We start from the raw sequence: 14,801 nt of genomic DNA, 5'->3' as shown, positions 1-14,801 counted from the left end.
TAATTAGCAACTGTCAGAGTGCATCTTGAATTGAACTGATCATTTTAAAGTTCCACGAAATGCCGGGGGTATTCCTACCCCTGGTTTAAATTTGTTGTACAATGGGTGTAAATATAGCATTGATGCTGGTCAATATTGTTGTACAATAGGCGCTGGCTGTTGCATAACTTTATGAAGCATATTATTTATGATGAGTGAATGTTGGGTCCCGCCGGATTGTGGGGCTCAGGGAAAAGCCGATCATGGTGAATAAAATTGAGTTAGATGCCGGTATAAATGGTTTTAAGAACGGTCCCTTACCGGTAGCAACCCTATATAGAATCTCAAGTTGTAATAGTGGTAAACAGGTGTAAAATGTACAGTATTGATCAGGAGATATTTAATATCCAAAGTATACAAATCAGAGCGTTGGCCCCTGTAAAGGCCGTTACACCATTTCAGGATGCCACTATGGGACCTTTTCCCGAGTTTGGTATGTCGCTGATTGTGATTGAAGATGAATATGGGAATGTCGGGGAATCGCCTGTTTACAGCAGCTATACCAATATTTTAGAAGCCTGCCTGGTACCGCTGTTATTATATTCCACAGATATTATTTACGAGCAGTTATATGCGAGGTTGTATTGGTCGATCCGGAATGAAGGTTTCCGCGGTCCTGCTGCTGGTTTACTGGGGCAGGTGGATATGGCCCTGCATGATCTTGCCGCAAGGCGGGTGGGTGTTCCGTTACATACTTATATGGGAGCTACCAGTAATGATGTGAAGGTATATGGCAGCGGAGGAGGAACTAACTACACTTACCCTGAATTGGAACAGGAGGTCCGTTTTTTCGCAGCGGCTGGAGTGGATTGCTATAAGATGAAAGTAGGAAAAGACTTTGGTCTTAATATGGCAGAAGATGTAAGGCGGGTAAAATTTGTTCGTAGTCTTTTGGGCAAACAAACCAGGTTAGCAGTGGACGCCAACCAGATTTGGACATGTGAACAGGCGTTAAGGTTTATAGATCTTACCGGGGGGGAAGATCTGGCCTGGTTTGAAGAGCCCACTCATTCTGCTTCTTTTGATCAGATTGAATTGTTATGTAAACAGACGCCTATGAAGATTGCTTTTGGGGAGTCGGAAAGAACATCCCGGGTTTTTCCAACCCTTGTGGATATTGGCGTTTCGCATTTGCAACCGGTTCCAGGACATCTGGCCGGTGTAAAAGAATGGATGGCGGTGAAGGAGTTAGCCAACAGACACCAGGTAGATTTTTCATCCGGGGGATACTCTTTGTTTACGTCTTCGCTGATGGCTACCGCTTCGGGATCCAGTCAGGTAGAATATATGTATTCAATTATGTCCGGGCTGGAAAGATATTTTGATGTGAAGCCGGGATGGAGTAATGGACGATTCTATTTACCGGAGGTTTCTGGTCTGCCAGTACGGGTAAACTGGAGTAATTGTGAGTATACTGGTAAACTGGCAACCAGGCATGTTTGGAATAAAAAGAATGTCAGGGGTTACCGGCCTGTTGTATCTTTGTGATGCTTAAGCCTATTTTGTGAAGATAACTTTGACAGGTATAGACTATCTGGTACTTTTTGCATACGTAGTTACACTGTTTATTCTTGGATTTTATCTTAAATCCCGTCGTGCATCACCAGGAGCCGACATGTTTTTGGGTGGAAGATCTCTGAAATGGTGGCAGATAGGGTTTTCCATGTTTAGTGCGAATGCCGGGCCAATGATGCTGATAGGGTTATCCAGCCTTGGTTTTTCGAGAGGTGTGGTTGGAAGTAACTTCGAGTGGCTTGCCTGGATCTTTCTTATATTACTGGCTGCATTTTTTATTCCACGTTATATCTCAGCTGGTATCAGCACTATTCCGCAGTTTCTATTGTTGCGTTATGGCAGGAGGTCATATAATTTCCTGGTGGTATACAGCCTGGTATCCATTTTATTTGTGTGGTTAGGTAGTGCGCTGTATGCAGGAGGACTTGTAATATCCACCGTTTTTAATTGTTCGTTGTGGGAAGCTGTTGTACTGGTGGCGATTATATCTACGAGTTATACGGCTATTGGTGGATTAAAGGCGGTTGTTCGTACCGGCGTGTTTCAATCATTAATTATCATTACCTCCTCTTTGTTGCTAACGTTGCTGGCTATATGGAAATTAGGGCATGCAGAAGGAGTGGTTAAAGCTGTGTCACCGGATTACTGGAAGTTGTTTCATTCAACAGCCGATCCGGAATATTCATGGATAGCGATAGTGGCTGGTTATCCCGTTGTAGCCGTTTATTACTGGTGTGCCGATCAGACGATTGTTCAGAAAGTACTCGCTGCAAGAAGTATAAAAGAAGGGCAGTATGGCATTCTTTTCCTTGCAGCCTTGAAAATAATTACACCATTTATTTTTGTATTACCTGGTATTTTATGTTTTTTACTGTATGGAAATATAACGCACCCGGATAACGCTTATATCATGATGGTGAAACAATTGATGCCGCAGGGATTACGTGGACTTTGCATTGCAGCATTGATTGCATCGCTGATTGATACGGTTTCTTCCGGTCTTAACTCATTCAGTACTGTTTTTACGCTGGACGTGGTCAGCCAGTTTATGCTTTTGAGTAACAGCACCAAACTTACGGTTGGTAGGTGGATGACAGCGCTGGCAGCTGTTTTAGGTGTAGCCATTGCTATATTGTTTTCTTATTCCGGTAAAAGCCTGTTTGAGTTAAGTCAGGGGCTGGTGTCTATTCTGGCGCCGCCTTTATCAGTTGTTTTTCTGGGTGGTATATTTTGGAAGCGTACACACCGGATTGGTGCAGAAGCCGTTTTATTCGGAGGTGGATTTATCTGCCTGTTGATTGGTATCTGCTATGTATTAAATTATCCGTACAAAGGTTTCTGGCCGCATTTTTTGTTACTTTCTGTTTATATTTTTATTGGGCTGGTGGCGCTTTTAGTGTTGACAACCCTCATTCTCAAAGCGCCGGAAAAGAATCAGCCGGTATTTAATTTCCCTGGCAGCGGAATGTTGGTGATGGGCAGGTGGCTATGGCTCGGATGGGGTTTGCTGGCTTTGATCATGACAATTATTTATATCGTATTAAATTAGTCACTATGTACAAAATCCGTTCTTCTTTCTTTTCATTGCTTTTGTTGTCTGTTGGTCTTTTGCTGGTGCTGCATGCATGTAGTACCGGTAGCCCGGAAAGAGACAGTAAGCCTGAGTTGAAAGAATATGTCTTTGTTGTGAATATTGTGCCCGATTCATTAAAACTGAAAGAGTACCTGGATTATCATGCGCATATATGGCCCGAAGTAGAGGCCGGGTTTAGAAAAGCAGGATATAGGAAAATAACACTGTACCGGCATGGATATCTTCTTGTAATGACGCTTTCAGTACCTGCAGATGCTAACCTGGATCAGATGGGTAAAACGGCCGAGTCATATGATAAACGTTGTGCAGAATGGAACAGATTGATGGATGGTTATCAAACTGGTGTAGCAGGGACGGGAAAGAATGAAAAGTGGGTAGAAGCAGCGCCTTTCTATCGCTTTGTTAAAGACTAACTATATTTTGTTAGTATTCGGTTTTAAGAGGTTTTCTTTATCCTCGTATTGTTTCAGGAAGTCTCGTGGTGAAAGGCCCTTGATTTCCTTGAAATGTTTATTGAAATTTGAAATGTTGTTATACCCGCTGTTGTAGCTGGCCTCAGCTACGTTGTAGTGTCCTTCCAGTAATAATTTCGCAGCGTGTCCTATGCGTACTTCTTTTACAAAATCTATTAAGGTACGGTTGGTGTTACGTTTAAAGAAACGGCAGAATGCAGCTGATGACATAGGAATAAGATCTGCAACTTCCTGTAGCGTGATATCATTCCTGAAATTTTGAAAGATATGATCGAATACTTTATTTATTTTTTTTGCTTCACCGGAGTTTTCAACAGTGTTGTAGAAGGGAGAAGACAATACGCTTGATGTTTCAGATTGCGAGAGGATATCGAGCAGGCGTATCATCAATGCAATGCGGGTAAGGCCGGACACAAAGACCATTTGATGCATGATCATCTTCGCCGTGTGCAAGGTACTGCCGGTAAATAAAATGCCTTTGGCTGCTTTGTCAAAAAGTATATTCAACTGTTTGGCTTCCGGTTTTTCCAATAGATCCTTTCCAAGGAAATTGGGAAAGAAATGGATGACTACCGCCTGTGGAGAAATCAAGGGATCGATCAACTGGTAGTACTGCCAACAGTGCGGCACATAACTGCCCAGCAGCACCAGTTCCGGACCATTGAAATCTTCGATATGGTCACCGATAAATCTTTTGCCACTGCAATTTTCCAGCAATGCTATTTCAAAATTAATATGTGACTTTAATGCAGCATATTTTTTTATCTCCAGAATTTCAGATCTGACAGTAAACGATTGATCGGGTGGAAAAGTGAAATTCTCGTATATATATTGCATAGAATGTAGGCCTCGTTAGATCGTGCTGGCTATTCAAATATAGGGAAAACACCGGAGAATATTGCTAATTCTCAAAGATGGAATTATTGATTTTGCGATGGGCAAAAATAGTATTTGTAATGGTTAATTTAAGCGTTGTATGCTGCCTCGAAGAAGCGCATCTTTGTACCTGCTATTGGATTTGTTTTCGACCGGAATAATTGTTTTTCTACAAATGCTATCCATATTGGAAAATGGCTTTTGTAGCAACTTCTGCTGTCATTTAACGTCCGTATAATAGTGTCTCATAAGCAAATAGGATATTTAACGGAGGGGGTTTTTCAGCCTCTTTTTTATAATTCTTTCCGTACACCCCGGCATCCTTCTGCTGCTTAAGTCATCTCATATCAAAAAAACATTGATAGTAATCAATAAAATAATAGGTTTTAAGCTATCTATTGTGATAATTTCGCGTGGAGATAAGATGTCTCTTCGGTAGCGGATCTTTAAGCGATGGACAATATCAGTGATCTCATAAAAGGTAGCTACTTTATTTACTTTAATATTTCAGGTTCATGTTTATTCTGCGGAGCACCTATTGGTTCCTGTTTTACTTTTTTATTATTAGCGTTTTTGCAAATGATTTGTGCGGGCAAAATGCTGTTGTAGCGCACTATAATTTCGGACATTCCGGTGAAGTTACCTATGCCAATGGACCAGATACGATTAAAGATCTTGCTCATCATTTTGACCTGAAGAAGACGGGGCAACCGGTGTTTTTTGCAGATGCGCCTGCAGACAGGAAGCTGATGGGAGAGGGTGCGCTGTTGTTTAAAAATAACGTGGGTTATCACAGCCTGCAAACGATAGACGATGGAGGAGTGGGGTTTGTGATGGAAGTCTGGGCCCAGGCAAATTCCAGGCAGGATGCGCAACAGGGTGGAAAAGATTTTAACGTGCTTGCGGGTTATGGAAATGATTCATTGGGATATCTGATCGGACAGACGGGTAATAGTTGGTCTGTTTTAATAGATGGGCGTATTGCGCGAAAGAATATAGGGACAGTAGTTCCAGGCGAGTGGGTACACATTGCGTTGGTCGTGAAAGGGCGGAAGACAACTGGTTATATCAACGGGGTGAAGACATTGGAAGCTGATGGAAGCATATCGCATGCTCCCGCTTTTTTTAATGCAGGTGCTGTGGGCCGGAAAAGTTCATTCGATGGCTTAATATATGAAATGCGCCTGAGTAAATTAACGGAAGGTAAGTTTGATCCACGCCGCCACTTGCTCTATAATGGCGCACAGATAGTACAGCAGCGGCAGTTATCGGTAGCTCAGCAACAGGCAATGATTTCCGGGGTTTTAAATACGCCCGGCGTAAAGCGTGTAACGGAATGGCCGCTATCAGGCAACCAGGCAGACTGGCTGGTGGAACGTATACATGTGCCGGCGCAGATGTTGGTGCAGCCAGGCGCAGATGGGCTTTCCGCGAAATTGTTGCTTACTAACGGATTGCTTTCCCGGGAGTTTTATATCAGTGAAAATATTGCCTGTACAGGTTTTAGTAATTTGTCTGATAATGCAGAGTATATAAGAGCGGTAAAGCCAGAGGCGCGTATAATGATTGATAGCACCTGGTTTAATATCGGAGGATTAAGTGGTCAGCCGGAAAAATCTTACCTGATGGACAGCTGGTTAAAGGACCTGGTAGCTGAACCATCCGCCTTCCGGTTCGATGGTATCGAATTAAAGCAACCTGAAGTGCGCTATCCCTGGCAGCAAAAATATAATGCTGTACATGCAGAGTGGCCTCCAAAAGGAGTGCATGTAATTATGCATTATAAGGCGCCGCTTTACAAGGGTAATTTTAAGAAAGAGGTGGAGGTGTTGGTACATTATGAATTGTATGAAGGAATTCCGGTGATAGCCAAATGGGTTACTGTTGAAAATAAGGGTGGTGTTGCTTTTACGGTGCAGGAATCTGAGTCAGAAGTATTGGCGGTTAACCAGGACCAGATTAAACGACTACACGTAGAAAGCGATTATTCATTTGCATTGGTGAATGCGGATACAGAAGGAAGTGCGCTGATGCATTATAAAGGGACACCGCCAGCCTACCAGGTAGGAAGGTCTACAACAGATTGGCGGGTAGACAAAGAGTATAACACGTGGGCCTCACATAATCAGGCAGAGGACAGGTTTCTGGGGTTCCCTCATCATAACCTGATGGTTAGCCGGCCACCTATGGGGCCCAATGAGACTGTGCTTCCCAAACAACAATTTACATCGTTTGTAACATTCGAATTATTACATGACAACGATGACCGGGAACGTCAGAGTCTTGCGCACAGGCGTTTTTACAGAACGCTGGCACCTCAGGTAACGGAGTCGCTTCTCACCGGAGGTATCACCTCTCATGACAGGGTGGAGTTGAAAAAGTTTATTGATCAGATGGGCGAGCTTGGATTTGAACGGCTGGATATTATGGCATGGCCGGGCATATCGCATGATAACCTGGATTCGGCTTATGTGAGTCTTTGGAAAGAGATAGCAGGTTATGCAGCAGCCAAAGGTATTATTATGGGCGGTTATGAGTTGCAGGTGGCATCCAGGGGGCGTGGAGCTACGGTGGACTGTATTGATCCGCAAACAGGAAAACCAGGTAGCTTATTCGGGCAGAGTGTTTGTGTGGCCAGTGAGTGGCAGGATACCTACTATCCGAAAATGTGGAAATTTTTCGATAGAACAGGGTTAATGTCTTACACCGTGGATGGGCCATATCATGGGGATGTATGTGCCTCTCTGGAGCATCCGCATCATCATAATTTATATGACTCCCAATGGGAACAATGGAAACAACAGGTACGGGTTTTACACGAAACCCAACGACGTAACATGTACGCCGCCATACCGGATTGGTATTTCCTGAATGGACAGAGCGCCACCGGCATGGGATACAGGGAGGCGAGTGCCAACCTTACTCCCCAGCAACAATTATTACTGGGGCGGCAATATATTTATGACGGCACCTGGCATAAAGCGCCCACCATGGGCTGGATGACGCTGCAGCTGGTGGGCTTTTACACGGGAGATCCGCGTGTTGGCCTGGAGCCATTGTCGCAACACCTCGACCGATACGAGGTCGGATTATTTCAGCATCTCGCCAGCGGCTGCCAGTTTACAGTGCGGGGTAAACGCTTATACGATACCCCGGAAACAAAAGCAATGGTAGCCAAATGGACAAATTGGTTTAAACAACACAGGGCCATTCTAACATCTGATATCATCCATATTGCCCGCCCTACGGGGCGGGATCTGGATGCCATGTTTCATGTGAATTCCGGTATTGAGGAAAAAGGGATGCTGGTCATATTTAATCCGACAGATAAGACAATCACCAGGCAAATGAAGGTGCCTGTATACTATACCGGGATTACCGGCAATGCAAAAGTGACCGACAAAGATGGCAACATTACCAGCTATGCAGTTGATGCCCATCATGAAATATCGCTGCCGGTATCTATCCCATCAGGAGGTTATGCCTGGTATGTAGTAAAGGAATAAGTCGCATTGAGTTTTTAATCCTGTTTACAAAAGAGGTTGGGATTTTAGCCAGCCTCTTTTGTTTAGCAGACGTGAACCGATGGCATGGGTGATCATCCGGCAAAAAGGTAAGGAGAACTTAAAGAAGGCCTGACGACGATAAAATAAAATAATAGGAACCACCTTATAGACTTTAAAGCGACAAATAGTTATGACAACATTTTCCAGGATACTGAGTTTTATTTTCTTATTGGCCATCTGCCAGGATATATCCGCACAGAAAAAGAATGCACTGACCGTGCTCACCTATAATATACATCATGCTAATCCTCCTTCCAAACCAGGTGTAATAGATGTGAAAGCCATATCAGCAGTGGTGAAGAGAGAAGCACCCGATTTTGTTGCTTTGCAGGAAGTAGACGTTCATACAGGCAGATCTGGTAAAGCGGTTGATGAAGCCAGAGATATTGCCAGTGATGCCGGTATGAACAGCTGTTTCGCAAAAGCAATTGACTTTGATGGAGGCGGGTATGGCATCGCTATATTGTCAAAATATAAAATTGACTCTACTCGCATTGTTAAGTTGCCAACTGCCATCAGTGGGAGTGAAGACAGGGTATTGTTACTGGCATTTATTAATATGGGGGCCAGGGGACATCTGATATTTGCCTGTACACATATGGATGCCTCCCAGTCGGAAGCCAGCCGGTTGCTTCAGATAGAGGAGATTACCAGATCCTTGCAATCCTGGAAGTATCCGGTGATTATTGCCGGTGATTTCAATGCAGAACCTGACAGTAAAGTAGTAGAGAAATTAGATGCCGGTTTTATTCGTTCCTGTAAGAACGGTTGTGCGAATACTATTCCTTCGGATGCACCCACGAAAATAATTGATTACATCGCAGTGAGAAAAGGTGATCCGTTTTCAATTTTAACTCATCGTGTATTGCCTGATGCTTATCCTTCAGATCATTTGCCGGTAGCTGCTGGTATGCAATGGAAAAAATAATGTGCTGAAGAAAGTCATCTAAACAACACCCTTTATTGCAAAATTTCACGAATAGCCGGCGCTAATTTAGCGCCGGCTATTTTTCTGCATCGGAGTTTTATCTGTTCCTTCCTGTTAATTAATATGTAAGTACATGTGATTTAAAAGCCATCCTGGTTGTCATTTATTTCTGTAAGATCATAATTTTTGTTGCCGCCAAATTCCATTCAGTGGCTAATATAGCAGCAATTAGTCGTCCAGTTATGGAAATGATAATACTATATTCATATGTGCGAACATAATTCTCTTTAGTTTTGCCCCAAAAATTAGTATCTCAGTTTATACCTACAGCAGTAACTATGGTTTTTGAATCGCTAACGCCGGTAAGTCCGGCAATTCCCCTCTCGTTCAGAGAATATTAATTTCTTAAAATAAACTAGTAAGATACTGATATGCAATCGCATCGTAACAGTGACAATGAACTCTGGGTACTTGTGTCCCGGCATGATGATCAACCAGCATTTGAGCAATTATACAGACGCTATATGCGTGTATTGATAGCAGTTATTTATAAATGGTTAGATGATAAGTCTGAAGCGGAGGATATTCTTCAGGAAATTTTTCTTAATCTGTGGGAACGTCGGTCACAGATAATTTTAAAGGGTGATATTTATACTTACCTGTACAGCATGGCTCGATACAAAATCTTCGACTGTCTCCGGGAGAAAAAACTGACTGACCAACAGATTCGTGCCTGGGTGCAGATCTCCGGAGAAGGGCTTACACATGAAACTTCTTATTTTGAAGAGGAACTGCAGCGCAGGGAAGCACTCGTGGCCTCAGAGCTGACTCAGTTGCCGGCACAAATGAAAAGGGTGTATCTGTTGAGAATAGAACAGCAAAAAAGCATCCTTGAAATCGCAGCAGAATTGCGGATATCCCCCAATACCGTCAGAAATCATTTACAACAGATCCGCAAGCGTCTGCAAAGTGCAGCGCTTAAGTGCTCATCTTTTTTGCTCTTCTTCTAGCCGAATGCGCTCCAACGCAAACATTTCCATCTAATGTTACGGAATTATTAATTCAAAAAAACAGACTAGTCTTTTTTTTCAGTATGCAGACTATTATGTGGCAACCTTATGCCCATAACAGAACATGCTATGTTGTAACAGGACGTGTTCAGGGTGAGGATAGAGGTACACCTTGTAACAATATTTGAATTACATGCATCGCGAAAACGGAATCAAAGAAATTTTACAACGCTACCTGGAAGGTGAATGTACCGCACAGGAAGCCAGATGGTTGGAACAGTGGTATGAGCTGATTGAAAAAGGAGAGGATACAAACCTTTCCGGAAACAATACTGCGCTCCTGGATAACGACGATGAGGAACGGCTGGTAAAAGCATGGAGACTGGCGGTAGCAGCTCGTCAGATGAGCGAACAGCCGACAGAGAAGGGCAGGGTTATACCAATCAGGTTTCGTAAAGTCATGTTGTATGCTGCTGCGTGGACCGGCATCATCGTCTTTGGTGGAATGGCCATCTTCCAATGGCATAAATGGTATCAGGGGCAACAGGTCCGGCAGATGGCATCATTTCTTGAAATAAGCACCGGTTACGGACAGGTGCGGAAAGTCTTGCTGCCAGATAGTTCTGTCGTTTGGTTGAATTCCGCTACGCATCTTCAATACCACGCTGATTTTATCCGGCACCGGGAGCTGCAACTTACCGGCGAGGCTTTTTTCGAAGTGAAACCCGATGTACAACATCCGTTCATTGTCCGCTCAAACAATGCCTCAACGCGGGTGTTCGGAACGGCCTTTAATATTTCAGCTTATGAAGGAACTGGTCAGTTGCGGATCTCCCTGCAAAGCGGGAAAGTAGGGGTAACCTATGATGGCGTAAGTGGTAGCAAAGACCATGTATTAACTCCCGGACAATTGCTGATATACGACAACGTAGCAAAGGTAGCAAGACTTGAAACCCAGACACCGGGAGAAATGGATGTATGGAAGGCGGGAAGTCTCCTGTTCTATAAAACACCACTACGGGAGGCCATGGCTCAGATAGAGGCCAGATACGGGGTACATGTTGTTTGCGATGCTGCAGTAAACAATCAGACGATAACAGCAAAATTCGAGAATGCCGCATTGGAAAAAGTGCTTGAACACCTGGCATTCGGCTGGGACCTGCATTTTTCAAGGCAGGGGAATACACTATATGTGAGATGATAACGACAAATAAAACAGTGAATAATAATCAATTTTTAATGTATGAGCAAACAATTACAACAACGATTTAGGATATTAGGATTCCTGATTGTAATGTTTTTTATTAAGCAGGAGGGGCATGCGCAAGCCATTCACCTTGACCTTCGAAGCTCCAACCTGGCTAAAGTAGTAGCGGCGTTGCAGGCGCAGGCGCCAGGTGTTAATTTTTCTTATAGCCAGGAGGTGCTGGAAAAAGTACAAACAGGAGAACTACAGCTAAATACAACCCGTCTGAAAGAGGCGCTCGAAGTATTGCAGACAAGATACGGTCTTCACTATCTGATGGATGGCAAGAATGTAACATTGAAATATTTACCCCTGTCTGAACTGCCTGCTACGGAATACAAAAAAATAGAAGGAATAGTGACTGATGACAAGGGCCAGCCAGTGATAGGAGCTACGATCAGTGTGAAGGGAACCGGTCGCGGAAAAATTACAGATGTGAATGGTCATTACTCGATTGAGGCCCAGGCTGGCAAGCAGTTAGAAGTTTCCTCCATCGGATTCGGTACACAGGTAGTAACGGTGCATGATCAGGCAGTTATCAATATACGCCTGGCAAACGGTGTGAACGAGTTACATGAGATGGTATTTGTTGGTTACCAGAAGATGCGTAAAAGTGATTTTACCGGGGTAGTTGCCAGTGTTAAAGCGAAGGAACTGAATATTTCGGCCCCTTCGCTGGGCCAGGCGCTGGTGGGCAAAGTTGCTGGTGTGGTGGTGTCACAAACAGACGGTTCTCCCTATGCAAGCCCTAAAATCCGGGTACGCGGTGTGGGGTCTATCAATGCCGGCAGTGATCCGCTTTATGTAATTGATGGCTATCCCGCAGGGAATGATCTCTATATTAACCCAAATGATATCGAGTCAATCGATATCTTAAAAGACGCTGCATCTGCTGCTATTTATGGCTCCAGGGCTTCCGGAGGTGTTGTCCTGATCACTACCAAAAGAGGAAAGGAAGGCAACGGAAAGCTGGATTATGATTTTCAATATGGTATAGGCCAGTTGGCGAAGAAAGTAAAATTGTTGAATGCACAGGAATTTGCCCAACTGGTAGTTGACGGCAGAAACGACAGCTACAAGGACCTTGTGCAGAATGCCGGTTTGGTTTGGAATGATGTAATGTATTCTGACGACAATCCTACCCGGATTGCGCGGGTCGGCAATGCCGCATCTATCAGCATCCCTACAGAGCTGTATGATTTCCCTGCTCAAAAAGTACGTACGCCTAAATACAATACCGACTGGCAGGATGCGGTATACCGGAATGCTCCTTTTATGCGACATAACCTCGCTTTCTCAGGTGGTTCAAAAACGACCCGTTATGCTGTAAGCGGAGACTATCAACGCCAGGACGGGATCATGCGGAATACCGGCCAGCAACGCGTGAATTTCAGAGCTAATCTCGATGCGGATGTCAGCGATAAACTGAAAATAGGTACTAACATTTCCTACACATCGAACACCAACCAGGAAACCCAGGAAGGACGTTGGGATCATAGTCCTGCTATGGGTGCATTAATTTATATGCCTATCTTCCCGGTATACAATGATGACGGAAGCCTGGCTACCAACCTGGCCGCCGCACAATCTGCCGCCTATGGTTATCAGACGGTTGAAAACCCGGTAGCTACACTGGAAAGAATAAAGATCACCAGGAAAGGTAATCGGAGCACCTATAATGGATTCGCTACGTATGAGCTGATCAGTCACCTGGTATTCAAGGCCAACCTCGGCTTACAAACCTACAACGAAAAGTATGATTCTTATCAGCCAAGCAGCCTGAGTGTCGGAAGCTTTGCTCCTTATTCACCACAGGCGATAGCAGCCGCTAACGCATATGCACAAACGGTGTCTCAGAAAGACAGGCTCGCGGAATTTACATTGAATTACAACCGGGATTTCGGAAAGCATAGCCTGAATGCACTGGCAGGTTATACCGCACAGGAAACTAATTCAGATGTGATCAGTGTTTCGGCGCTGGGATTTCAGAATGACCTGATTCCGGAAATCACTGCTGGAACAGCAGGACAGGTGTCAGTAGGAGGGGGTAAGTCAACAAATACGCTGCTCTCTTACCTGGGCAGGGTACAATATTCTTACGATGGTAAATATTACCTGACGGGTTCTTTACGTATGGATGGCTCCTCAAGGTTTGGTTCAAATAATCGCTGGGCGAAATTTCCATCATTATCGGCGGGTTGGAACGTATCGAAGGAATCCTTCTACCAGGGCTGGCTGGCCGACCACTCCACCCTGCGCCTGAGGGCAAGCTGGGGACTGAGTGGAAACAACAGCATCGGGAACTACAATGCACTGCAAACAATGGTGGGTCCATCGAGCGTTATTTTCGGTAATAACATTGTTTCCAATGCTTATTATGTAGGTGGTATTGCAGACCCTAACCTGGGTTGGGAGTCCACCTCACAATATAATGTGGGAATCGATGTGGGGCTTTTCCACGACAGGCTGTTGCTGATTGCCAATTATTATGACAGCCGGACTTTTAACCTGCTTTTCCGCAATAATATCTCTGCTGTTTCCGGATCAACTACCATCCTGACCAATCTCCGTGATTCCAAAATCCAGAACAAAGGATTTGATTTTCAGATAGACGGTAAAGTGGTGAAATCTGAAAACTTTAACCTGAATCTGAACGCAAATATTTCCATCAATCGCAATAAAGTATTGAACCTGGGCGGTGCCAGCACTATTATGACAGCCGGGGCGGAAAGATCTTATCTCACCCATATTACGAAAACAGGAGAGCCGGTGGGCATGTTCTATGGTTACCAGGTGGCCGGTATGGTACGGGAAAGCGACATGGCAAACATTGCTATTGATAATGCCAACTATGATCCTAAAACACAGTCATTCCCTAAGGGATATATGCTGAAAGGGCCTGCTCGTTCGCTGGCCCAAACGAATCGCCTGAGACCCGGTGACCTGTATTTTAAAGATGTAAATGGAGATGGGGTGGTGAATGCCAGTGATCTGGGTATTATCGGATCTCCTTACCCTAAATTCACTTATGGATTCTCGTTGTCTGCCAACTACCGCCAGATCGATTTGGCTGCTTCCTTTGCCGGCTCCTATGGCAACCAGGTATTAGACGGCCAGGATTATTACCTCTACAACATGGAAGGATCCGGTAATAACTACCAGGATGTAGTGAACCGCTACCGGTCAGAAGATCAGCCTGGTGATGGGCATGTATTCCGCGCATCGAGAGCAGGAACACAAAGCAACAGTACAAGACTTTCCACTTTCTACCTGCAGGATGGAAGTTTCTTTCGCTGCACCAATCTCTCTATCGGCTATAAGCTGCCTGTTATTAACGGACTGAGAAAAACCGGTATCAGTGCTATAAGGGTATACGGAAGTATCAACAATGCTTTCACCATCACTAAATACAAGGGATATAACCCGGAGGTAGATTTTAATTACAGCACAGGTAATTCAACCGCTAACCTGACGCCGGGCGTGGATTATGGTATTTATCCGCTGGTACGGTCCTATAATATGGGCATTCATATGACATACTAATGAACTTTTAA

The 14,801-nt window shown here is 44.3% G+C and carries 9 protein-coding genes; 8 read left to right on the top strand and 1 reads right to left on the bottom strand.

Annotated features, from left to right (window positions below):
- Window positions 1–354 precede the first annotated feature (354 nt).
- The 3 genes from AC1DCV_RS05465 to AC1DCV_RS05455 are packed head-to-tail and all read left to right on the top strand — an operon-like array spanning window position 355 to window position 3,561.
- Window positions 355–1,527, top strand: a complete 1,173-nt coding sequence (locus AC1DCV_RS05465) for an enolase C-terminal domain-like protein (RefSeq protein ID WP_477022225.1) — start codon at window positions 355–357, stop codon at window positions 1,525–1,527.
- A 16-nt stretch (window positions 1,528–1,543) separates the two neighbouring features.
- Window positions 1,544–3,103 carry a sodium:solute symporter family transporter gene (locus AC1DCV_RS05460; protein WP_477022224.1) on the top strand — a complete coding sequence of 520 codons (1,560 nt, stop codon included), beginning with the start codon at window positions 1,544–1,546 and terminating at the stop codon, window positions 3,101–3,103.
- A 5-nt stretch (window positions 3,104–3,108) separates the two neighbouring features.
- Window positions 3,109–3,561 (top strand): L-rhamnose mutarotase, encoded by a 453-nt coding sequence (locus AC1DCV_RS05455; RefSeq protein ID WP_477022223.1) that lies wholly within the window; start codon window positions 3,109–3,111, stop codon window positions 3,559–3,561.
- Here AC1DCV_RS05455 and AC1DCV_RS05450 read toward each other — a convergent pair whose 3' ends face one another.
- The gene (locus AC1DCV_RS05450) at window positions 3,562–4,458 is read right to left on the bottom strand and encodes an AraC family transcriptional regulator (RefSeq protein WP_477022222.1); all 897 of its coding nucleotides are present in this window, start codon (window positions 4,456–4,458) and stop codon (window positions 3,562–3,564) included. It abuts the gene before it with no gap.
- A 554-nt stretch (window positions 4,459–5,012) separates the two neighbouring features.
- Between AC1DCV_RS05450 and AC1DCV_RS05445 the strand changes: the two genes are divergently transcribed.
- The 5 genes from AC1DCV_RS05445 (at window position 5,013) to AC1DCV_RS05425 (ending at window position 14,790) form a co-directional block, all read left to right on the top strand.
- Entirely contained in the window at window positions 5,013–8,003 is a 2,991-nt protein-coding gene (locus tag AC1DCV_RS05445) for a LamG-like jellyroll fold domain-containing protein (RefSeq protein WP_477022221.1), read from the top strand.
- A 190-nt stretch (window positions 8,004–8,193) separates the two neighbouring features.
- Window positions 8,194–8,991: an endonuclease/exonuclease/phosphatase family protein gene (locus tag AC1DCV_RS05440; RefSeq protein ID WP_477022220.1), complete on the top strand. Its 798-nt coding sequence runs from the start codon at window positions 8,194–8,196 to the stop codon at window positions 8,989–8,991.
- 431 nt (window positions 8,992–9,422) lie between these two features.
- Window positions 9,423–10,001 (top strand): RNA polymerase sigma factor, encoded by a 579-nt coding sequence (locus AC1DCV_RS05435; RefSeq protein ID WP_477022219.1) that lies wholly within the window; start codon window positions 9,423–9,425, stop codon window positions 9,999–10,001.
- A 193-nt stretch (window positions 10,002–10,194) separates the two neighbouring features.
- Entirely contained in the window at window positions 10,195–11,202 is a 1,008-nt protein-coding gene (locus AC1DCV_RS05430; protein WP_477022218.1) for a FecR family protein, read from the top strand.
- A 42-nt stretch (window positions 11,203–11,244) separates the two neighbouring features.
- Window positions 11,245–14,790 carry a SusC/RagA family TonB-linked outer membrane protein gene (locus tag AC1DCV_RS05425; protein ID WP_477022217.1) on the top strand — a complete coding sequence of 1,182 codons (3,546 nt, stop codon included), beginning with the start codon at window positions 11,245–11,247 and terminating at the stop codon, window positions 14,788–14,790.
- Window positions 14,791–14,801: the final 11 nt, after the last annotated feature.

This window comes from Chitinophaga sp. 10T418, assembly GCF_056394125.1.
Note: the sequence above shows the minus strand (reverse complement) of the source record. Positions and strands in the feature narration are given on the sequence as shown.